Origin of the sequence: Endobacterium panacihumi (genome assembly GCF_050847465.1) — a bacterium.
Lineage (GTDB): Bacteria > Pseudomonadota > Alphaproteobacteria > Rhizobiales > Rhizobiaceae > Neorhizobium > Neorhizobium panacihumi.
In genome coordinates, this window is record NZ_JBOZRA010000003.1 from 119,621 (window position 1) to 139,827 (window position 20,207).

At 60.7% G+C, this 20,207-nt stretch carries 19 protein-coding genes; 13 read left to right on the forward strand and 6 right to left on the reverse strand.

Annotated features, from left to right (window positions below; all coding sequences use genetic code 11):
- Nucleotides 1–12: 12 nt before the first annotated feature.
- From ACRQ1B_RS15965 to ACRQ1B_RS15980, 4 genes are all read right to left on the reverse strand, one after another.
- Nucleotides 13–915 carry an ABC transporter permease gene (locus ACRQ1B_RS15965; RefSeq protein ID WP_432294746.1) on the reverse strand — a complete coding sequence of 301 codons (903 nt, stop codon included), beginning with the start codon at nt 913–915 and terminating at the stop codon, nt 13–15.
- The gene (locus ACRQ1B_RS15970; protein WP_432294747.1) at nt 908–1,738 is read right to left on the reverse strand and encodes an ABC transporter ATP-binding protein; all 831 of its coding nucleotides are present in this window, start codon (nt 1,736–1,738) and stop codon (nt 908–910) included. Before ACRQ1B_RS15970 ends, ACRQ1B_RS15965 begins: the two co-directional genes overlap by 8 nt.
- Before the next feature lie 81 nt (nt 1,739–1,819).
- Nucleotides 1,820–2,794, reverse strand: a complete 975-nt coding sequence (locus ACRQ1B_RS15975; RefSeq protein WP_432294748.1) for an ABC transporter substrate-binding protein — start codon at nt 2,792–2,794, stop codon at nt 1,820–1,822.
- Between the two features lie 136 nt (nt 2,795–2,930).
- Nucleotides 2,931–3,218 carry a hypothetical protein gene (locus ACRQ1B_RS15980; protein ID WP_432294750.1) on the reverse strand — a complete coding sequence of 96 codons (288 nt, stop codon included), beginning with the start codon at nt 3,216–3,218 and terminating at the stop codon, nt 2,931–2,933.
- A 172-nt stretch (nt 3,219–3,390) separates the two neighbouring features.
- Between ACRQ1B_RS15980 and ACRQ1B_RS15985 the strand changes: the two genes are divergently transcribed.
- The 9 genes from ACRQ1B_RS15985 to ACRQ1B_RS16025 all read left to right on the forward strand — a co-directional run bounded on the left by ACRQ1B_RS15985 (nt 3,391) and on the right by ACRQ1B_RS16025 (nt 12,934).
- A complete protein-coding gene (locus ACRQ1B_RS15985) occupies nt 3,391–4,866 on the forward strand; it encodes an FAD-dependent oxidoreductase (protein ID WP_432295283.1) in 1,476 nt (491 codons plus the stop codon).
- Nucleotides 4,853–5,494 carry a 2-hydroxychromene-2-carboxylate isomerase gene (locus ACRQ1B_RS15990; protein WP_432294751.1) on the forward strand — a complete coding sequence of 214 codons (642 nt, stop codon included), beginning with the start codon at nt 4,853–4,855 and terminating at the stop codon, nt 5,492–5,494. Before ACRQ1B_RS15985 ends, ACRQ1B_RS15990 begins: the two co-directional genes overlap by 14 nt.
- A complete protein-coding gene (locus ACRQ1B_RS15995; RefSeq protein ID WP_432294752.1) occupies nt 5,494–6,495 on the forward strand; it encodes a dipeptidase in 1,002 nt (333 codons plus the stop codon). The genes ACRQ1B_RS15990 and ACRQ1B_RS15995 overlap by 1 nt, the downstream gene beginning before the upstream one ends.
- Before the next feature lie 89 nt (nt 6,496–6,584).
- Nucleotides 6,585–7,667 (forward strand): ABC transporter substrate-binding protein, encoded by a 1,083-nt coding sequence (locus tag ACRQ1B_RS16000; RefSeq protein ID WP_432294754.1) that lies wholly within the window; start codon nt 6,585–6,587, stop codon nt 7,665–7,667.
- A gap of 24 nt (nt 7,668–7,691) precedes the next feature.
- Nucleotides 7,692–8,759: an ABC transporter ATP-binding protein gene (locus tag ACRQ1B_RS16005; protein WP_432294755.1), complete on the forward strand. Its 1,068-nt coding sequence runs from the start codon at nt 7,692–7,694 to the stop codon at nt 8,757–8,759.
- Nucleotides 8,756–9,640: an ABC transporter permease gene (locus ACRQ1B_RS16010; RefSeq protein ID WP_432294756.1), complete on the forward strand. Its 885-nt coding sequence runs from the start codon at nt 8,756–8,758 to the stop codon at nt 9,638–9,640. The genes ACRQ1B_RS16005 and ACRQ1B_RS16010 overlap by 4 nt, the downstream gene beginning before the upstream one ends.
- Before the next feature lie 8 nt (nt 9,641–9,648).
- Complete coding sequence (locus tag ACRQ1B_RS16015) at nt 9,649–10,443, forward strand: ABC transporter permease (protein WP_432294757.1); 795 nt, start codon at nt 9,649–9,651, stop codon at nt 10,441–10,443.
- A 1-nt stretch (nt 10,444) separates the two neighbouring features.
- Nucleotides 10,445–11,935, forward strand: a complete 1,491-nt coding sequence (locus tag ACRQ1B_RS16020) for a carboxylesterase/lipase family protein (RefSeq protein WP_432294758.1) — start codon at nt 10,445–10,447, stop codon at nt 11,933–11,935.
- Between the two features lie 51 nt (nt 11,936–11,986).
- The gene (locus ACRQ1B_RS16025) at nt 11,987–12,934 is read left to right on the forward strand and encodes a LysR family transcriptional regulator (protein ID WP_432294759.1); all 948 of its coding nucleotides are present in this window, start codon (nt 11,987–11,989) and stop codon (nt 12,932–12,934) included.
- 18 nt (nt 12,935–12,952) lie between these two features.
- Here ACRQ1B_RS16025 and ACRQ1B_RS16030 read toward each other — a convergent pair whose 3' ends face one another.
- Entirely contained in the window at nt 12,953–13,804 is an 852-nt protein-coding gene (locus ACRQ1B_RS16030) for an NADPH-dependent oxidoreductase (protein WP_432294760.1), read from the reverse strand.
- Nucleotides 13,805–13,883: 79 nt separating this feature from the next.
- Nucleotides 13,884–14,840, reverse strand: a complete 957-nt coding sequence (locus tag ACRQ1B_RS16035) for an amidohydrolase family protein (RefSeq protein WP_432294761.1) — start codon at nt 14,838–14,840, stop codon at nt 13,884–13,886.
- Between the two features lie 431 nt (nt 14,841–15,271).
- Between ACRQ1B_RS16035 and ACRQ1B_RS16040 the strand changes: the two genes are divergently transcribed.
- The 4 genes from ACRQ1B_RS16040 to ACRQ1B_RS16055 all read left to right on the forward strand — a co-directional run bounded on the left by ACRQ1B_RS16040 (nt 15,272) and on the right by ACRQ1B_RS16055 (nt 20,168).
- A complete protein-coding gene (locus ACRQ1B_RS16040) occupies nt 15,272–16,441 on the forward strand; it encodes an LLM class flavin-dependent oxidoreductase (RefSeq protein ID WP_432294762.1) in 1,170 nt (389 codons plus the stop codon).
- A 333-nt stretch (nt 16,442–16,774) separates the two neighbouring features.
- Entirely contained in the window at nt 16,775–17,119 is a 345-nt protein-coding gene (locus ACRQ1B_RS16045) for a DUF3088 domain-containing protein (RefSeq protein WP_432294763.1), read from the forward strand.
- A gap of 23 nt (nt 17,120–17,142) precedes the next feature.
- Nucleotides 17,143–18,738, forward strand: a complete 1,596-nt coding sequence (locus ACRQ1B_RS16050; RefSeq protein WP_432294764.1) for an ABC transporter substrate-binding protein — start codon at nt 17,143–17,145, stop codon at nt 18,736–18,738.
- 77 nt (nt 18,739–18,815) lie between these two features.
- A complete protein-coding gene (locus ACRQ1B_RS16055; protein ID WP_432294765.1) occupies nt 18,816–20,168 on the forward strand; it encodes an LLM class flavin-dependent oxidoreductase in 1,353 nt (450 codons plus the stop codon).
- The last annotated feature ends 39 nt before the right edge of the window (nt 20,169–20,207 follow it).

The following is a 20,207-nucleotide window of genomic DNA, read 5'->3' on the forward strand; positions in this document are numbered from 1 at the left end:
ATGATCCCGGCGCTAGCGCGTCATTCCCCATTTCGCTACCGTCCGCTTTTCGAGTTCGCGAAACAGCATGTTTTCGACCAGAAGGCCGAACAGGATGACCATGATCAGACCGGCAAAAACCCGGTCGGTGTAAAGTTCGTTGCGGTTCTGGAAAATGTACCAGCCAAGCCCGCCCCGACCGGAGGAGGCGCCGAAAACGAGTTCGGCCGCGATCAGGGTGCGCCAGGCAAAGGCCCAGCCGATCTTCAGGCCCGCGATGATGGAAGGCAGCGCCGCCGGAACAAGGATCAGCAGAACATAACGCAAGCCTCGCAGGCCGTAATTTCGCCCTGCCATGCGCAGGGTCTCCGGCACACCGGTAAAGCCGGTATACATGTTGAGCGCCAGCGGCCACAGAACCGAGTGGATCAGCACGAAGACAAGGCTTGCCTGTCCAAGACCGAACCACAGCAATGCCAGCGGCAGAAGCGCGATCGGCGGCAGCGGATTGAGCATGGATGTCAGTGTCGACAACAGGTCGCGCCCGATCTGGGTGGAAACCGCGACGGATGTCAGCACGAAGGCAAGAACGACGCCTGCGGCATAACCCTTCAGCAGCACATCGAGCGAATTCAATGCGCGCGCCGGAATGACGCCACTCGTCGTGTCCTCCCACAGTGCCTGGATCGCCGCAGAAAAAGGCGGCAGAAGCAACGGGTTTGCCTGGAACCTAGCGGCGATCTCCCATAGCAAGGCAAGACAGATCAAGATCAGGGTTTTGCGCAGCCAAGCGCGCTGCCAAAGCCGCTCGTGCAGCGGCAGGGCTTGCTCGCGTGTCGTGTCTGCGATCGGCTCGAGCGATCGCTCATATTCCGGCCGGATCGGCGGTGCCGTTCGAGTCCCTGTCTGCGAACCGGGGCGGAAAACATCACTCATCGCCGGCTCCGTCCGTTGCGTCGGTGTTTTCAAACAGCAGCCGATGAATACGGTTTGCTGCGGCCTGGAATTGCGGGCTTCCGCCGCTCGTCAGGTCCCATTCGTGACTGTTGATTTCAGCGCGCATGCGGCCCGGATGGGGCGACAGAAGCGCGATGCGGTTGCCGACCACGAGCGCTTCTTCAATGGAATGCGTGACGAACAGCAGCGTGAAGCGGACTTCTTCCCACAGTGCAAGAAGCTCTTCCTGCATCTTGCGGCGGGTCAGGGCGTCCAATGCGGCGAAAGGTTCGTCCATCAAAAGCACGCGCGGCTCCATGGCAAGCGCACGGGCGATGGCGACGCGCTGCTTCATGCCACCGGAAAGCGTATTCGGATAGGCATCGGCGAAACGGGTCAGGCCCACTTTTTCGATATAGTAGTCGGCGCGCCCGATTGCCTCCTTGCGGCTCAATCTGCCGGATGCGCGTAGCGGAAAGGCGACGTTCTCGCGCACGGTCTTCCATGGCGGCAGCTGGTCGAATTCCTGGAAAACGACAACGCGGTCGGGGCCCGGCCCATGTACCGGTTGCCCATCAAGCAGGATCTGGCCCTCCCGCGGCGGAATAAAACCGCCCACGGCCTTCAAAAGAGTGGACTTGCCGCAACCGGAAGCGCCCAGCAGGATGAAACGATCGGCTTCCCAGACATCGAAGCTGACATTCTGCGTGGCACGTACCACCCGGTCGGGGGCGTGGTACTCCAGGGTCACGCCTTCGACCTTGAGAAGCGGTGGGGACGGGACGGCAGCCGTTTCCCGCGAAGGCGATGTCATGGCATCCATTCTCGTTTCCATTCAAATTGCAAACCCGCAACCGGACGCATCAGGCCGGTTGCGGGTTGAAAAGGTTTTGAGGAACGGCTGTCAGCCGCCGTTCCCGCCATGGGCTTCTTCGAAAAAATAGTCCTTCCAAGAACCGGCCTCGTTCTTCAGAACGCCGAGCTTGTGCAGTTCCCTGGCGTAAACGAAGGTGTTCTGCGGGACTATGGTGAAGTCGTTTTCGGGATCGTTGATGATCTCCAAAACGAGTTCCGGCGACAGCTTGGAATTCTGCTGACGGATGAAGGTTTCGGCGGCCTTCTGTTTGTTGGCGTTGATCCATGTCGCAGCCTCGCCCAGCGCGGCGTAGAAGGCGGCGTAGGTCTTCGGGTTGTCGTCATGGAACGCCGTGCTGGTGTAAAGGACGTTGAATGTCGCCGGTCCGCCGAGAATGTCGTAGGAGCTGATGACCTTGTGCACCGCCTTGTTGCCCTGCAGGGCCTGATAATAGAACGGCGCCGAGGAGAAGTGCGAATTGACCTCGGTGGCACCGGAGATGAGTGCGGCGGTCGCGTCCGGATGCGGCAGGCTGATGGATATTTGGTCCAGCTTCTGGAAATTGTCCTGGCCGAACAGCTTTGCCGCCTCGATCTGCAGCGTTCTCGACTGGAAGCCGACGCCTGCGGCAGGCACGGCGATGCGATCCTTCTCGCTGAAATCCTTCAGCGTCTTGATGTCGGGATTGGTGGTGATGAGATAGTTCGGCAGCGAGCCGAGCGCTGCGACCAGCTTGACGTCGCCCTTGGTGCGATCCCACATCGTCAATGCCGGGGGCACGCCGGCGGACACGATATCGAGATTGTTGGCAAGGAGTGCCTCGTTCATGGCGGTGGCGCCGGAGATGCTCGCCCAGTCCACCTCAATGTCGAGACCGGCTTCCTTGCCGTGCTTTTCGATGAGCTTCTGGTCGCGGACGACATCAAGGATCAGGTATGCGATTCCGAACTGTTGCGCGATCCGAATTTTTCCCTCGGCAGATGCAGGCCCTGCTCCCAAAGCGACGGCGAGAGCGGCTAGCACCGCCAAAAACCTCCCGCGACTTAATCTGACGCCTAGGGTTGTGAGGCCAGCTGCCTTCATGAACGCACTCTCCTGAAATAATGGTGCTGATCTGCGGCTTGGCGTGCCGCAGACAAGGGATGAGGACCTGGATCGTTCAACCATGTCCCAGCTCTCCAGAGAGGCTAGGAATTTCCACCATGTCGAGCAACGTGACATGTTCTATTGTGGATGCGGATATGAGAGCGAAATCGCTCCATTGCGCGGAAAATCGAAAAAACCACCTCGCGCCGGCGCCGGCCCCCTTGAAAGATTTATTGCTAAAATAACGATAGTCAGTGATTTGGTGCCTTGTCGTTACTGTCAGTGGCAACGACAGATAAGCCGCGCGCACCGGTGACAGGGATCGCTTTACGATGATCTCAAATTCGATATGGTCGCCCACCTAAAGTGGTTTTCCCACCAAGTGATCAACCGGCTTAAGCATCATCCTCACGTTCGAAGGATTTGCACGGCGGCGGGATTCATTTTTCCCTCGCGCGGTGGAACGCGCAAAAATCTATCTTTCCAATTTTGAATATTGGATCCATCTTTATGTGAATATCGAATATAGGTTTCTGCACTTGTCGTCGTCCAATCTCTCGCTTGCCGTCTTGGAGGCGCGCCTTCAACAGGATCTTGTGTGGCTGAACCAGCCGGCAAAGCCGTGGATGCCGCCGCTACGGGTGGATGATCGCGACGTTCTCGATGTCGCCGTCATAGGTGGTGGTCTGTGTGGGCTGGTGACGCTCGCCGCGCTCCAGAGGATAGGTATCGCCAACGTCCGGGCCTATGATCGTGCGCCGCAGGGCCTAGAAGGGCCCTGGATCACCTATGCCCGTATGGAAACGCTTCGCACCCGCAAGGATGCTGCAGGCCCGGCGCTGGGCATTCCCTCGCTCACCTTCCGAGCCTGGTTCGAAGCCCAGTTTGGCGCGCAGGCATTCCTCGACATGGATCTCATTCCCCGTGCGATGTGGATGGACTATCTCGTCTGGTATCGCCGCGTTCTCGAGCTCGATGTCGTCAACGATTCCGCATTGACCGGGCTCGCCTTCCGGCCGGACGGCCTGATCGCGCTGACGTTCGCGCGTGACGATGCCGAAGAAACTGTGCTGGCAAGGCGCGTTGTTCTCGCGACGGGGCTGGATGGTCTGGGGGCTCCTGTCATGCCGCCGGTTGCCGCGCGCGTTTCACCGCGTTTCGTGCGTCATGGGGCCGATCTGATCGACATGGCGGCTCTCAAGGGCAGGCGGGTCGCCGTGGTCGGCGCCGGTGCATCGGCCATGGACAATGCCGCCGCCGCGCTCGAAGCCGGTGCGGCCCGTGTCGATATTTTCGTGCGTCGCGCAGATATACCCCGCATCGACAAGTTCACCGGCATCGGCAGCCAGGGCATGACGCAGGGCTATCTTGGTCTGCCCGACGACGACAAGTGGATCTATATGGTCGCCGGCGAGCGTGCCCAGATCCCGCCGCCGCGCCACAGCGTGTTGCGTGTGTCGCGCCATGCCAATGCCTTTTTCCATCTCGCCAGCCCGATCGACGATCTGGTGGAGAACGGCGATGGTGTGGAAATCGTCACGCCAAAAGGTCGTTACGCGGCCGACCTCGTCATTTTTGCAACGGGCTTTTCCGTCGATCTCGACAAGCGGCCTGAATTTGCCGCACTCGCCGGCAATTTCCAGACGTGGCGTGATGCCTATATCCCGCCGCAGGGCTCGGAGCATGACAGCATCGCGGCCATGCCCTATCTGGGCGATGCCTTCGAGTTTCGTCCGAAAACGGGTCTCGATCAGGAGGTGGCGACGGCCGTCTCGCGCGTGGCCTGTTTCGCCTATCCGGCCGTGCCCACGCATGGCAAGATTACCAGCGGCATTCCCTCCATCAGCGAGGGTGCGACACGGCTTGCGACCGGTCTTGCCCGTTCCCTGTTCGTCGAGGACAGGGCCTATCACCGCGATCGTTTCCTGAATTTTTCGACGCCCGAGCTTCTGGGTGACGAATGGAGCGATGCCGACATTCATGAGGAGTTCACCCATGCCCAAGCATGACGACGCGGCCGTGCTGCAGATCTTTTACGGCATTTCCTCGCCATGGGCCTATTTTGGAGCACAAAAGGCTGTCGCGATTGCGCGCGATAACGGCGCCCGTGTGCATTTGCGGCCGATCCGCATCATCGAGGCGAATGGCGGCATTCCGCTGCGCAAGCGGCCCGATGCCCGCCAGCTCTATCACGAGGTCGAACTGACGCGCTGGCGCGCATATCTCGGCATGCCGCTGAACCTCAAGCCGAAATTTTATCCCTGCCGGACGATCGAAACGGCGGCGCAGGCGGTGATCGCCTTGCAGAAGGCAGGGCTCGACGCGATTTCGTTTTCGTTTGGCGTGCAGCGCGCGCTGTGGGCGGAAGATCGCGATATCGCCGATCTGGCCACGCTGCATGCGATTGCCCGCGAAACAGTGGGTGAGGACGCCGTCGCGCTGATCACCGATCCCCAACCCGAGGACATCGTTGCCGAATGGAACGGCAATCTCGCCGAGGCCGAGCGTCTGGGCATTTTCGGCACACCGACCTATGTGCTCGGCAATGAACTGTTCTGGGGCCAGGATCGCCTCGATTTTGTGGACCGCGCGCTGAAGGCCGGTCGCGACATCAATGTACTGAAGGAGAGCGCGTGATGACCGACGCCAAGAAGCTGCACGAAAGCGCCATCATCGTCGATGGCCTCCAGACCTGCCAGTGGAGCCGCTCGATATTCGAGGAAATGCGCACCGGTGGCCTGACCGCCGTCAACGTCTCGTCGCTGCTGTGGGAAAATTTCCGCGAGGGCATCGGCTACGTTTCGGAATGGAAGCGCTTTCTGCGCGAGAATGACGACATCCTGCGCCCCGTTCGCAGTGTGGCCGACATCCACGCCGCCAAGGCCGAAAACAAGACCGGCATCATCATCGGCTGGCAGAACACCTCGCCGCTGGAAGACCAGCTCGATTATGTCGAGATCTTCAAGGATCTCGGCGTCGGCATCATGCAGCTGACCTACAATACCCAGAACTATTCGGGTGCCGGTTATCTGGAGGAAAACGACAGCGGCCTGACCGGCTTCGGCAAGGAAGTGCTGTCGGAGATGAACCGTGTCGGCGTGTTGTGCGATCTCAGCCATGTCGGCGACAAGACCAGCGCCGATGTCATTGCCCAGTCGAAAAGCCCGGTCTGCATCTCGCATATCCTGCCGCGCGCCCTGCGTGACGTGAAGCGCAACAAGCCGGACGAACTGTTTGTCGCCTGCGCTGAAAAAGGCGGCCTGATCGGCATCAGCCTGTTCGCTCCGGGTCTTGCTGCCGGCAATGATGCGACGGTCGACGATTACCTCGATGCCATGGCCTATATCATCGACCTAGTCGGCGAGGATTATGTCGGCGTCGGCACGGATTTCTCGCTGGATCGCCCGCGTCCCGGCCCGTGGCTGCTCTGGGCCAACAAGGACAAGGGAACGGCCCGCAAGCTGACCGAGTTCGGCAATGTGAAAATCAACAAGCCGAAGGGCATCGAGCGCATCACCGACATGCCCAATCTGACGGCGCGCATGCTGGCGCGCGGCTGGAGCGAGGAACTGGTTCTGAAACTGCTCGGCGGCAACTGGCTGCGGGCGCTGGACAAGGCCTGGACGCCTACGGTCTGAAACGACCGGCAGGCATGAAAATCAAGGCTCGTATGGCGGGTCGGGGAACATTCGGGCAGCGGAGCTGCCCATCAATCGGAGAGACTGACATGACGATACGCATGCAGAACAGGATGTCGCAGCTGTTGATCGGTGCGGGCGCGCTTGCTGCCGGTCTGGCCGCTGTCGTGGGCGGCGCGCAGGCGCAGGATGCCGCGGTCAAGGGCACGGTCAACATCGTCGGTTTTTCCGGCGTGTTTGCCGACAATTACCAGAAGTTCGTGATCGAGCCCTTTAAGGCGAAATATCCGGGCATCGATGTCACCTACCAGCAGAGCAAGAATTCGGCCGAAACGCTGGCGCTTCTGACCCTGCAGCGCGACGATCCGAAGATCGACGTGTCGCTGATTGACGTCTCGGTCGCCATCAAGGCCAACAAGGAAGGCCTGTTTGCCACGCTCGATCCGGCCAAGGTGCCCGCACTTGCGGAACAGCCGGAATGGGCGCGCCTCGACGGCGACAAGGCCGTTGCCTTTTCGCAGGACAATCTGGCGATCCTCTACAATACCGACACGGTAAAAGAGCCGCCGACCAGCTGGAACGACCTGACCGACCCGAAATACAAGGGCAAGATCGCCGCCAAGCTCGGTGATACCCGTGGCGTTATCCTGCTGCCGATCCTCAGCAAGCTGAAGGGTTCGGATTACAAGGACAGCATTGATCCTGGCCTCGACATGCTCAAGGAGATCGCACCGAACGTTTCGACCTGGGAGCCGGCGCCGGATTGCTATGCGGTGATCCAGAGCGGCGAAGTCGATCTGTCGATCTGCTGGAACGGCCGTTCGCAGTACCTGCACGACACGCAGGGCGGCAAGATCGGCGTTGCGGCGCCCAAGGAAGGCTCGATCGGTCAGACCAACACGATCGGTCTCGTCGAAAAGTCGAAGAATGCGGAAGCCGCGCAGCTGTTCATCAACTACGCGCTGGGTACCGAAGCACAGGCGACCTTTGCCGAAAAGAGCTTCTACGGCCCGGTCAACAGCAAGGTGACGCTGTCGGATGCCGTTGCTGCCCGCATCTACGGCTCCAAGGAGGCGCAGGCTGCGCAGATGTCGCTCGACTGGAACTTTGTTGCCGAAAAATATTCGGCCTGGATCCAGCGCATCAACCGCGAAGTCATCGCGCTCAACTGACTGCCTTGAAGGAAACGGACGCCAATGGCTGATCATCACGTCACGATCGAAAATCTCGTGAAGACCTATCCCGGCGCCCAGAAGCCCTCGGTGGACAACGTCAGTTTCTCGCTGCCGCGCGGCGAGATGCTGGCCTTGCTCGGCCCTTCCGGCTGCGGCAAGACCACCATCCTGCGCATGATCGCCGGTCTGGTCGCACCCTCGTCGGGTGCGATCCGGCTGGGCGACAGGGATGTCTCATCCATCCCCGTCTACAAACGCAACATGGGCATGGTGTTCCAGGCCTATGCGCTGTTCCCGCACATGACGGTGGCGCAGAACGTCTCGTTCGGCCTCGAAATGCGCAAGGTCGGGCGGGCCGAACGCGACGAACGTGTCAAAAAGGCGCTCGATCTCGTCAAGCTCACCGGTTTTGGCGACCGCAAGATCACCCAGCTGTCCGGCGGCCAGCAGCAGCGCGCCGCCATTGCCCGCTCGCTGGTGATCGAGCCGGAACTGCTGCTGTTTGACGAACCGCTGTCCAATCTTGACGCCAAGCTGCGCGACGAGATGCGCGACGAAATCCGCGAGATCCAGACCCGCACCGGCGTTACCGCCATTTTCGTCACGCACGATCAGGATGAGGCCCTGTCGATGGCCGATCGTCTGGCGGTGATGTCGAACGGCAAGCTCGAACAGATCGGCACGCCGCGCGAAATTTTTGATCGACCACAGACGGATTTCGTCGCCTCGTTCATTGGTGCCGGCACGGTGTTTCAGGGCAAGGTGACGGCGCCGGGCGTGGCTGATGTCGATGGCCTGTCAGCGCTGCATTTCGAAGGAGACGCTGCGGCCGGCTCGACCGTCAAGCTGATGATCAGGCCGCACCGCCTCGTCGTCGCTGGCGATGCAAACCAGCCGAACCGCTTTTCCGGCACGGTCGAACACATCGTCTATCGCGGCCAGATGCTGACGCTCAACGTTCGCTGTGGCGACGCCCTCTTGCAGGCGGACCTGCCGACGCATGCCGGTGCTCTGCCCGACAAGGGCGACACCGTGATCCTGACGGTTGCCCCGCAGGACGTGACGCTGATCGGGCAGGTGACCACATGAGCGTTGCCACCGCTCCATCATCTGGCCTGGCATCGTCCCGGGCACCGCGCGGCATCCTTCTGATGCTGCTCCTGCCGGGTCTGGTGGCGCTGGTCATCACCTTTCTCCTGCCGTTGATCTGGCTGTTGCGCGCCTCCTTTGCGTCATCGACGATCGGCGCGTTCAGTGGCGGCGACTGGACAGTGCAGTCATACACCGCCGTGTTGTTTGATCCGTTCTACTGGCGGGTGGCGTGGAACACGCTCGTTCTCGGCTTCAATGTCGCGCTGTTTGCCGTCATCCTCTCCTTTCCGATCGCGCTGTTTCTGGCCCGTACCGAAAGCCGGTTTCGCGGTGTGCTGACGGCGCTAGCCGTCGCGCCGCTTCTCACTTCGTCGGTGGTGCGCACCTATGGCTGGATGGTCATTCTCGGCGATCGCGGCGTCATCAACAGCACGCTGCAATCGCTGTCGCTGACGGATGGCGTCATTCGTCTGACCAATAACAGTTTCGGCGCCACCGTGGCGCTGGTGGAAATCCTGATGCCTTACGCCATTCTTGCGATGTTGAGCGGTTTCGGCAGGCTCAACGCGCAGTTGGAAGAAGCCGCCGCCATGCTCGGCGCAAATCGTATCAAGGTCTTCCTGCGCATCATCCTCCCGCTCAGCCTGCCCGGCGTGCTGACGGCTGCGCTGCTCGTCTTTGTGCTGGCAATCTCGTCCTTCGTAACGCCACGGCTGATGGGCGGAGGCCGCGTTTTCGTGCTCGGCACGGAAGTCTTCAACGAGGCGACGGTGACGCTCAACTGGCCGCTGGCGGCCGCACTTTCGGTGATGTTGCTGGTGCTGTTTTCCAGCATCATTCTCATTTACCAGCGCGCCCTGCGCGCGCTCGAACCGTGAGGTTGGCCATGCAGAACAACAACCGTCTGGCCAGCATCGCCTGGACCACGCTGATCACGCTGCTTTACGTCTTTCTGCTGGCGCCGATCATCGTCGTGTTCATCATCTCGTTCGATACCCGCCAGTATCTTGCCTTCCCGCCGGAAAGCTGGTCCTTCGGCTCCTATGTAAAAGTGTTCGAAAACGCCAAGTTTATCTCGGCTTTCTGGCGCAGCCTGATCATCGGCACCGTTGTCGGCGTGACAGCCGTTTTCGCAGGCATGCTGCTGTCTCTGTCGCTCGTGCGCTACCGCTTTCGCGGCAAGGGCGCGGTCAATTTTCTCATTCTGGCACCGTTTCTGGTGCCGCATATTGTGCTCGCGGTCGGCATCATGCTGGTCATTTCGCCGCTCGGTCTGCTCGACAGCTATCCCGGCATCGTGCTTGCCCATCTCGGCATCACCATTCCCTACACGGTGCGCACGATCACCATGAGCCTGATGGCCGTGGATACGCGAGTGGAGGAGGCGGCCCTCGTGCACGGCGCCTCGCCGTGGATGGTGTTCTGGCGCATCACGCTGCCGCTGGTGCGGCCCGGCCTGATCGCCGGTGGTGTCATCGCCTTCCTGATTTCCTTCGACGAGGCGACGATCTCGCTGTTCATCGTCTCGGTCAAGGCCTCGACCCTGCCGACCGAGATCTATCACTATCTCGAATATTCCACCGATCCGCAGATCGCCGCGCTGTCTGTCATCCTGATCCTGATCTCGGTCGGCGTCGTCGTGCTGGTCGAGCGCCTGATCGGCCTGCGCAAGGCCTTGTGACATGCAGGTCGCAACTGGGGCAGGCGTCGTCGAAGGGTTCGAAGGAAACGGTTATGGCGTGTTTCTCGGTGTGCCTTATGCCGCGCCGATCACGCCGGAGCGACGCTTTGCGGCGCCGCAACCGGTCGAGCCATGGACCGGTGTGCGCTCCGCCAGAACATTGAGCCCCGTCTGCCCGCAGATCCCGACCTATGGTCCGGTCGGAAAGGCGGCGGCCTCCACGCTCGAATTCGGCACGGATTTCCTCACCGTCAACATTCGCACGCCATCGCTTTCCGGTTCCGCCCCGGTTCTGGTGTGGATCCATGGCGGCGGTTATGCGGTTGGCTCCGCCAACGAAGCCGTGCTGCAGAGCGGGGCCTTCGCGGCGAGCGGCATTGTCGAAGTCACCGTCAATTACCGGCTCGGCGCGCTCGGTTTCCTGCATCTCAATGATGGCTCACCGGACAATCGCGGCCTGCTCGACCAGATCGCAGCCCTCGAATGGGTGCGCGACAACATTGCCGCCTTTGGTGGCGATGCTGCCCGCGTGACCTTTGCCGGCCGCTCGGCCGGCGGGTTCTCGATTGCCGCCGTGATGGCCATGCCGGCTGCCCGCGGGTTGTTCTCTCGGGCAATGCCGCAAAGCGGCGCCAGCACCGGCATTGCCACGATGGATGATGCGCAAAAACTCAATCGGCGCATGCTCGACTATCTGCAGGTGGGCGAAGAGGAACTCAAGACACTCGATCTCGAACGGCTGCTCATCGCCCAGCGTGATCTTTGCAACGAATCCTACGAACGCCACGATTTCGAGCGCGACGGTTCCGCCGCCATGCTGGGTGTGCCTTTCGTGCCTGTGATCGATGGCATCTCTTTGCCACGCCACCCGGAAGAGGCGGCATTGCATGGAGAAACGGCGCCTGTGCCGATGATGATCGGCTGCACCACCGGCGAGTATGTAACCCATGCAACGGCCCAGCCGGAGATGGATTTCGAGATCGCCGCATGTCTTCTGCACGAGCGCGTCCTGCCAATGGGACTATCGGGCGCAGAGATTGTTTCACGTTACCGCAGGGCTCTGCCGGACCATTCACCGCTTGGCATCTGGCGTGCAGTCGGTGGCGATCTGGTTTTCCAGAATCCGACCACGCGGTTCGCGCGACTGCATGGCACCTACAACTGCGTCTACAAATATCTCTATGGTGCCATCGAAGCCGACGAACTCGGTGCGCCACACGGCGCTGAAGTCGGCGAGGTTTGGTACCGCGATGGCATGGACACAAGCCATCTGCCGGCGCGGCAGGCCGTAACCGAACCTGTGTTCGCACGGAGGCTGCATGACGTGTGGGCGTCGTTCATTCACGACGCTTCCCCTGAGACAAAAGCGGAAGATTGGCCGGCTTACACCGCATCCGAGCCACAGGTGCTTCATATGGCGGATGGCATGTTTCGGATTGTGGCCGATCCGTTTGATAATCGTACCAGTCTCTGGCAGACGCAACAGGCATAGATCGGCATCTGTCGGCCATGGCCGTCGACATTTAACCGCAAGGGTATTTGAATGATCCCCGATTATCTTGATACCCGGCAACTGGAAGCCTTCGTTGCGGTCGTCTCGATCGGCAGCATGACGGGGGCAGCCAAGGCGCTGGGCAAATCCCAGCCCGTGGTCACGCGTCTGATACAGGATCTGGAAAAGGAGGTCGGCTTTGTCGTCCTTCACCGAAACGGCCCGCGTATCGCACCGACCGAACAGGGGATTGCCCTCTTCTCGCAGGCGGAATTGTTTCTCAGCGGTTTGAGAACCATCAGCGAGCGGGCACGCACGATTGGGGCCGCGGTACCAAGGCCCATCGAAATCGCGTCTATTCCGTCCTTGGCGGCAAGTGTTCTGCCCTTGGCGCTGAGCAGTCTCCCACCCGACATGCTGCCCGGGCATATTCATTTGCAGAGTACGTCGGCGGAAAATGTCGTGCAGGCGGTCGTGGCGCGCTCGGCCGATATCGGCATCGCCAGTCTGCCGCTCGATAATCCGGGTATCGAGGTTCATTGGGTGGGTGAGGTGCCCTGTGTCGCGGTGGTCGCCGATGGCGATCCGCTTGCAACGGCAGGCGTGGTTACAGCAGAAGACCTCCGCGATCGCCGCCTGATCATGTCCGCCAATCCCTATCGGTTGCGTATGCGGATCGATCAGGCGCTGGAGCGTCATGCCATCACGCCCAAGTCGATCATCGACAGCAATGCGACCTATGTGTCGCTTGCACTCGCCAGGACGGGCGTCGGCGTTGCCCTGGTGGAATCCGCCACGCTGGCCGGCCTGCCTGTCGCCGGGGTGAAACTTGTGCCGCTCGGCTTCCATGTGCCGTTTTATTTTGGTGTCGTCACGGCGACAGGTCGTCCCATGGCACCAGCCATCGCCCGCCTCATCGACGTTATCGAGGAGTGCGCACGGAGCATCCCCGGCTTCGTGCGCAGTACGGGTGGCGAGGTGGCGGATGGCGCCAGGTGATTGGCCGAATGAAAGCCTCTAACGGAGCTTGAAACCCAACCGACGGGCAATGTCGGTCAACAGATCGCGCCCTTTCAGCGCCGCCCTGTCGGCGACGCGGGCCGCGACGACCTCGCTCCAGCCGCGTACGGCCATCCCCTGGCCTTTCTGGAAAATGCGCAGGGTATCATCATAATCTGCAAGCGCCGCGTCGCGTGTTGTCTCACCATACTGCTCGCGATGCAGGACGGCGGATTGCGGCAGTCTCGGCTTGATATCGGTCTTGATGCTCGGGTCGGGATAACCGACGGTCATGCCGAATACGGCGAATGCTTCAGCTGGCAGGTTCAGCAAAGCCGCCACTTCGGCGGGATGGTTGCGCATGCCGCCGATATAGCAGGTGCCAAGGCCCAGCGATTCCAGCGCAACCAGCGCATTCTGGGCCGCCAGCGCCGCATCGACCGATGCCAGCAGGAAGCTTTCGAGATAATCCAGCCCCTCGCCGGAATTGCCGTGGTTCACCGTGATATGCCGCAGGCGCGACAGGTCGGCGATCCAGAGCAGAAACAGTGGCGCCGACAAAATCTGTGGGTTCGGCGTGGCAAGATCGGCAAGGGCCGCGCGGCGCTGAAGGTCCGTGACCGCGACCACGCTCCACGCCTGCAGGTTTGATGAACTGGGCGCCGACTGCGCCGCCGCCACGGCGATGTGCAGGATGTCATCCGGCACGGGTTTCGGCAGGTAGGTCCTGACCGTCCGGTGCGAGAGGATCGCGTCCAGACTATCGGTCCATTTGCCCGGTTCGAAGCGCTGCTCGGTTCCGTAGCGGCTGTGGAGGAGGTCTCGTGCGGGGGCTGTCTGTTCGGTTGTCGGGGTTGGATTGAGGGACATGTTTCCTGCCAAATTTAAGGGTGATCAAAACGCTCGTATAATGCTGGCATGCGGCCGCCGGAACGAGAACGTCCGGCCGTTATTCTGCTGCGGCCACTGCATCTTGTAAACGCAGGCCAAGCAGCCGTCGGGCATTGCCACCGGCAATAAGCCGCTGTTCCGCGCCGTTCAATCCGGCTTCCGTCAGGCTGGCCTGCAGGCTGTCGTGCCGCAGGGCCGGCAGGATCGGCCAGTCGGTGCCGGCAAGCACGCGCTCGGCCCCGAAGAAGTCGACAAGCGTGCGAATGATCGCCGGGTCATCGCCCATCGTATCGAAATAGATGTTCGGACGGACCTTGGCTTGCCTTTGCGCACGGCTGTAGCGGCCGCCGCGGGATGCCTGCACGATGCCGCCGAGGCCAAGTGTCGCGAAAATCAGGTGCAGATCGGGCAGTTCGTCGAGCAGCGAAGACTGGATGACCGACAGGAAGGCAACGCTGTTGATCAGCCCGCGACCGGCCGAATTGCCGAGCGTGCCCGCACCCCTGATCAGAACGTCCGCCTGCGGATGCGAGACCGGATGGACGAATACCGGCACACGATGACGGGCGGCAACCTCCAGTATCGGCCGTACGGCACTGTCGCCGATAAAGTGGCCATCCCGCGCGGAATCCAGCACAAGGCCGGCAAGGCCAAGTTCGGTGATGGCGCGCTCCGCCTCGCGGGCGCCTGCATCGCCGGCAAAGGCATCCGTGACCGCGAAAGCGACGATGCCCTCATGGTCCTGCTGCAGCTTTGCCAGCCAGTCATTGGCTTCACGCACGCCTGCAAAATCGACAGGACCTTCATGGCCGTAAAGGCTTTCGATCGTGGCTGTCACGACGCCAAGCTCGATGCCCGCCTGCCTGAATTCGTCGATCAGGATCTGCGGGTTGGTGATGCGCTCGAGGGTTTCCTTCCGAAAGTTGAAATGTGACTTGGCGCGTGGTCCTCCCGGCGCCCATGCCGGCGGCCAGAGATGCGTGTGAATATCGATCACTTCCAGACGTTCGGACATGCTGCGTTACTCCCCTTCAGATGACTGGTCGTTTGCCGCATCCCGGTGCGGGCATGCGGCTCTGGCGCCATTGTCGGTGAGATGGTGAGGCGGTTCAAAGGCCGCATGTTCATCTGAGGCAGTGGTGGGAAAACGGTGTTTCAATTGTCTATCGAAACAGTAGAAAATAATTGCCGGTCGGATTTTTCGTCATCGCCCGATGACCGCGCTTTCGCAGAATGCCATGGCCGAAACGAACCTTGGGCGGCAGCATCATTCCGGATGCCGTCGCTGTTCGGCAATATTCAGCGCCATGTCCAATCGATAATAGTATATAATAACTGTAGATTAATCTCCTGTTGCCCTAGTCTTGCCCGGTGGCGGTCGGCTTGGGCGCATCGAGCCCATGTCCTGTCATGATCGGCATCAGCCCCGAATGAGGAGATAGCAACATGGCGTTGGCCGCGCAGAACGAAGGTCTTCAGCCCCGCAACGGGCCATTCGATTTTCCCGACAGCCCACTCAGTCGCGCCGCCAGGCAGCCGCTCATGCTCGGGTTGTTTCTCAATTTGCAGGATATCAATTTTTCCAGCGTGCCGACCAGCAACAGCTGGACCTTCGATTATAATGCCGAACTGGTGAAAAGGGCGGACGAACTCGGCTTCGAGATCGCATTCAGCCGCACCCAGTGGCTGCCGAAAGGCGGTTACGACGGCGCGGCATCGCTCGACAGTTTCATCGCACTTGGGGCGATGGCGGCGATTACAAAAAACATCCTGCTGATCTCCACAATCCACGTCCTTTACGGCCCGCTGCACCCGCTTCATCTCGCCAAATATGGCGCAACGCTGGACCACATCGCTAAGGGACGCTGGGGCATCAACATCGTCACCGGGCACCGCGCCGTCGAACATGAAATGTTCGGCTGGCAACGCATCGACCACGACAAACGCTACGAGATGGCGTCGGAACTGTTCGAGGTGCTGCATACGTTATGGACGGTGGACGAGAATTTTTCCTACGAGGGCAAGCTCAATCCCTGGGCCATCAGCAATGGCTGGATCACCCCGAAACCGCATTTCGGTCGTCCCAACCTGGTTACGGCGACGGGTTCTCCCGCCGGTTTCGATTTTGCCGCCCGCCATTCCGATCTGGTCTTCGTCACATCACCCGGTGGTGCCCATATCGACAGCGCGCTGAAGACGCTGCCGGACCATGTCGCCACGTTGAAGGCGAGGGCGGCATTCCATGGGCGGGAGATCAAGACGATCATCAATCCGATCGTCGTGGCGCGCGATACGGAGAAGGAGGCGCTTGCCTTTGCCGATGCGATCGAGGCGGGCAAGCCCGATCCGACGACACGCTCCTTCGCCACCAACAAATACGACAGCGATGCACATGCCTGGCGCGGGCGCGGCGATGCGCGTCACAAACAGGGCCGTAATCTCGGCGGAAATATTGAAATCATCGGCACGCCCGAACAGGTCGTGGAACAGTTCGCGGCATTGAAGAAGGCCGGTATCGACGGTGTGCAACTGAATTTCTACGATTTCCGGGAGGATCTCGAATATTTCGCAGAACGCATCCTGCCGTTGATGAAGCAGGCCGGGTTGCGACTGTAGGCGAAAATCGGCAGGCGACGTCGCGGTCTTGATGTCCCTGAGAAATCATCCCGGCCTCGCAACCGGGATTTTTCGTATCAGCGCGCGCGATTTGCCGGCTTAGCGGCATGTCGCGCGATCTGGATAAAGTGGAACGTCATTGCGCCTGATCGGCGTGGGTTGAAAACCTCGTTCTATCTGCAAACCTTATGAAAAATGTGGTTTCACAGCACTTTCGGCGAGAATATTTTCTTGCCGCATACGCAAGAATAGCTTTCTGGCGAAGCGCCGCGGCGCTCGGCAAGGTCGGTCTCCCGGAGCGAGAAATCGCTTCTTCCAAGCATGATGGAGACCATGGCCAAGGATACGCTTTTTCTGATCGCTCCGGGTTTCGAGGACCCGAAACATCCCGGAACCCGGTTTGTCTGCCCCTCTTGCAATCAGGTGGAGGGGTTGCTCGCAAGCGTTCCTGATCTCGCCAGCCGGCTCGATGTCCGGCGCGTGCCGTTTGCGCGGCCCCGTGAAGCCGTGATCGCCGCCGTCGGCGAGGAAAATCAGGGCCTGCCGCTGCTGGTGCTGACGGGCGAGGGCCCTGTGCCGGACGATGCCGGTGAGCACGATGGCCTGCGCTTCGTCTCCGATACCAGACGCATCCTGACACTGCTCGCCGAGCGTCATGGTTTTCCTCAACTGCATTGAACCGCCAAAAACCGGAGCCTACTATGTCTCTTTCCCGACGTCAGTTTCATAAGATAGCGCTTGCTGCCGGCGCATTCGTTTCGCTGCCCGATGGCGGTTTTGCCGCAGCCGAGGAGCCGGTGTCCGGCGGTACGCTGAAAATCGTCTATTTTCCGGAGCCGACCCAGCTCGTGGCGATCAATACCAGTGCCGGTGGTCCGCAGTTCATAGGCTCGAAAATCTTCGACGGTTTGCTGAGCTACGATTACGATCTCAACCCCAAACCCAATCTGGCGCGCGAATGGAGCATTTCCGCCGATGGGCTGGACTATGTCTTTCATCTTCAGCCCAAGGCGAAATTCCATGACGGGAAGCCGGTCACTTCGGCTGACGTCGCCTTTTCGATCCTGCGCCTGAAGGAAGCGCATCCGCGCGGCCGGGCCATCTTCTCGCAGGTGGAAACGATCGATACGTCTAACCCGCTGGTGGCGAAGCTGAAGCTGGCCAAGCCATCGCCGGCTCTGATCACCGCACTTGCCGGCTCGGAATCGCCGATCGTGCCCAAACATGTGTTCGAGACCTTCAAGCCCGTCGACAATCCGAAAACCGAACAGATCATCGGCAGCGGTCCTTTCGTGCTGAAGGAATGGGTGCCGGGCAGCCATATCCTGCTGGAACGCAACCCGGATTACTGGGATGCGCCGCGCCCCTATCTGGAGCGGGTCATCGTCCGGCTCATCAACGATGCCGGTGCGCGTGCGGCGGCGCTGGAAACGGGTGAGGGCGATATTGGTCCCAATCCGGTGCCGCTCGCCGATCTCGAACGTTTCAAGGCATCCGAGACGCTGCGTGTCGACGATCGTATCTATGCCTATGCCGGCCAGCAGAACCAGTTGGTGATCAACCTCGAGAACAGTTACCTCAAGGAGCTTAAGGTTCGACAGGCCATCGCGCATGCCATCGATGTTCCGGCGCTGATCAATGTCGTGTTGTTCGGTTACGCGATCCCGTCGCCGACAGCGATCAGCCCCGGCCTTGGAAAATTCCACAATCCCGATATCGGTTTTGCCAAGTTCGACACCGCGCTATCCGAAAAGCTGCTCGACGAGGCTGGTTTTCCGCGCAAGGAAGGCGGCAAGCGCTTCAAGCTGCGCGTCACCACCAACCCGTTCAATCCGCAGACCTATTCGGATTTCATCGCCCGCGCGCTGATCAAGGTCGGCATCGATGCGGAAATCGAAAAGTTCGATTTCGGCACCTATGTGAAGGTCGTTTATACCGACCGCGCCTGGGACCTTTCCGTGGAATCCCTCTCCAACACGTTCGATCCAACGGCCGGTGTGCAGCGTGTCTACTGGAGCAAGAACTTCAAGATCGGCCTGCCCTTCTCCAATGCCAGCCATTACGAGAGCGCTGAGGTCGATCGCCTGCTCGAAGCGGCCTCGGTGGAGCCGGATATCGAAAAGCGGGCGCAGCTGTTCAAGGATTTCCAGGTCATCGTTGCGAAGGACCTGCCCGTCATCAATCTCGCATCTCCTATCCAGCCGGTCGTTGGCAGCACCCGCGTGAAGGATTACGCGCTTGGGGCGGAGGGGCTCAGCAGCAATCTCGCGCGGGCATGGTTGGCGGAAACCAGCTGAACAGGCTGCACCGCCACGGTCGGTGGGGCCGTGACGGCGCGCACCCATTGCGCCAACACGATATGAAAGGAAACGACATGAGCAGAAACTCGGAAAAACTTGTCCTCAACGCCTTCATCTATCCCGGCGGCCATCATGAAGCCGCGTGGCGCTACAAGGATTCGGAGCCTGAGCGCGTAACCGATCTGCGCCTCTACCAAGAGATCGCCCAGCGTGCCGAGGCGGCCAAGCTCGATGCCCTGTTTTTCGCCGATGCGCCGGCTCTCGATGGCAATATCCGGTATTCGGCGCGGCACCGGCTGGAGCCGATTACCACATTTGCGGCGCTTGCGGCGGTGACCGAAAAGATCGGTTTCATCGCAACGGCCTCGACCACCTATTACGAACCTTACAACCTCGCCCGCCTGTTTGCCTCCGTCGATCATATTTCCGGTGGGCGCGTCGGCTGGAACATCGTCACCACGTCGGCGGCCAATGCTGCCCCGAATTTCGGTCTCGACCACCACCCGGCGCATGCAGAGCGGTATCGGCGCGGCGCCGAATTCGTCGATGTCGTCACGAAACTCTGGGACAGCTGGGAAGACGACGCCATCGTCGCCGACAAGGAGAGCGGTCTGTTTGCGGAGACGGATCGCATCCATGCGATCGCGCACAAGGGCGAGTTCTTTTCCGTCCAGGGGCCGTTGAACGTTTCCCGTTCGCCGCAGGGCCGGCCGGTCTATGTGCAGGCCGGATCCTCCGAAGATGGACGCGATTTCGCCGCCCGTTATGCGGAGGCGATCTTTACCGCCCATCAGACGCTGGAAAGCGCGCAGTCCTTCTATCGCGACATCAAGACACGCGCGGCAGCGCTGGGCCGCGATCCGCAGCATATCAAGGTTTTGCCGGGCATCAGCCCGTTCATCGGCGGCACGGAAGAAGAGGCAAAACGGTTGGAGGCGGAATTCAACGATCTCACCCAGACGTCGTTCTCCCTCAACCAGTTGCGCCGCATGACCGGCTTGGATCTCGATGACGCGGATATCGACCAGCCGATCCCGCCCCATCTCGTGGAACAGACGAGAGCGGGGGCCGCAAGCAGCCGTTCCCAGCTGGTTCTCGATGTCATCGATCGCGAAAACCCGACGATCCGCCAGCTTCTGCACCGTCTGGCCGGCGCGCGCGGCCACAAGGTGATTGCCGGAACGCCGGAGCAGGTAGCCGACTGGCTCTCCACCTGGTTCAACGGGCACGCGGCAGATGGTTTCAACGTCATGCCGCCATGGCTGACCGGTGGTTTCGATGCCTTTATCGACGAGGTCGTGCCGATCCTACGCAAGCGCGGCCTGTTTCGGGAGGATTACAAGGGCAGCACGCTGCGGGATCACTACGGGCTGCCGCGACCGCCGAGCCTTTATGCCGGCGAGGAGGCGCTGAAAAACATCGCTTGAGAAGCATGCCCGGCCGGCGTTATCGACGCCGGCCTTGTC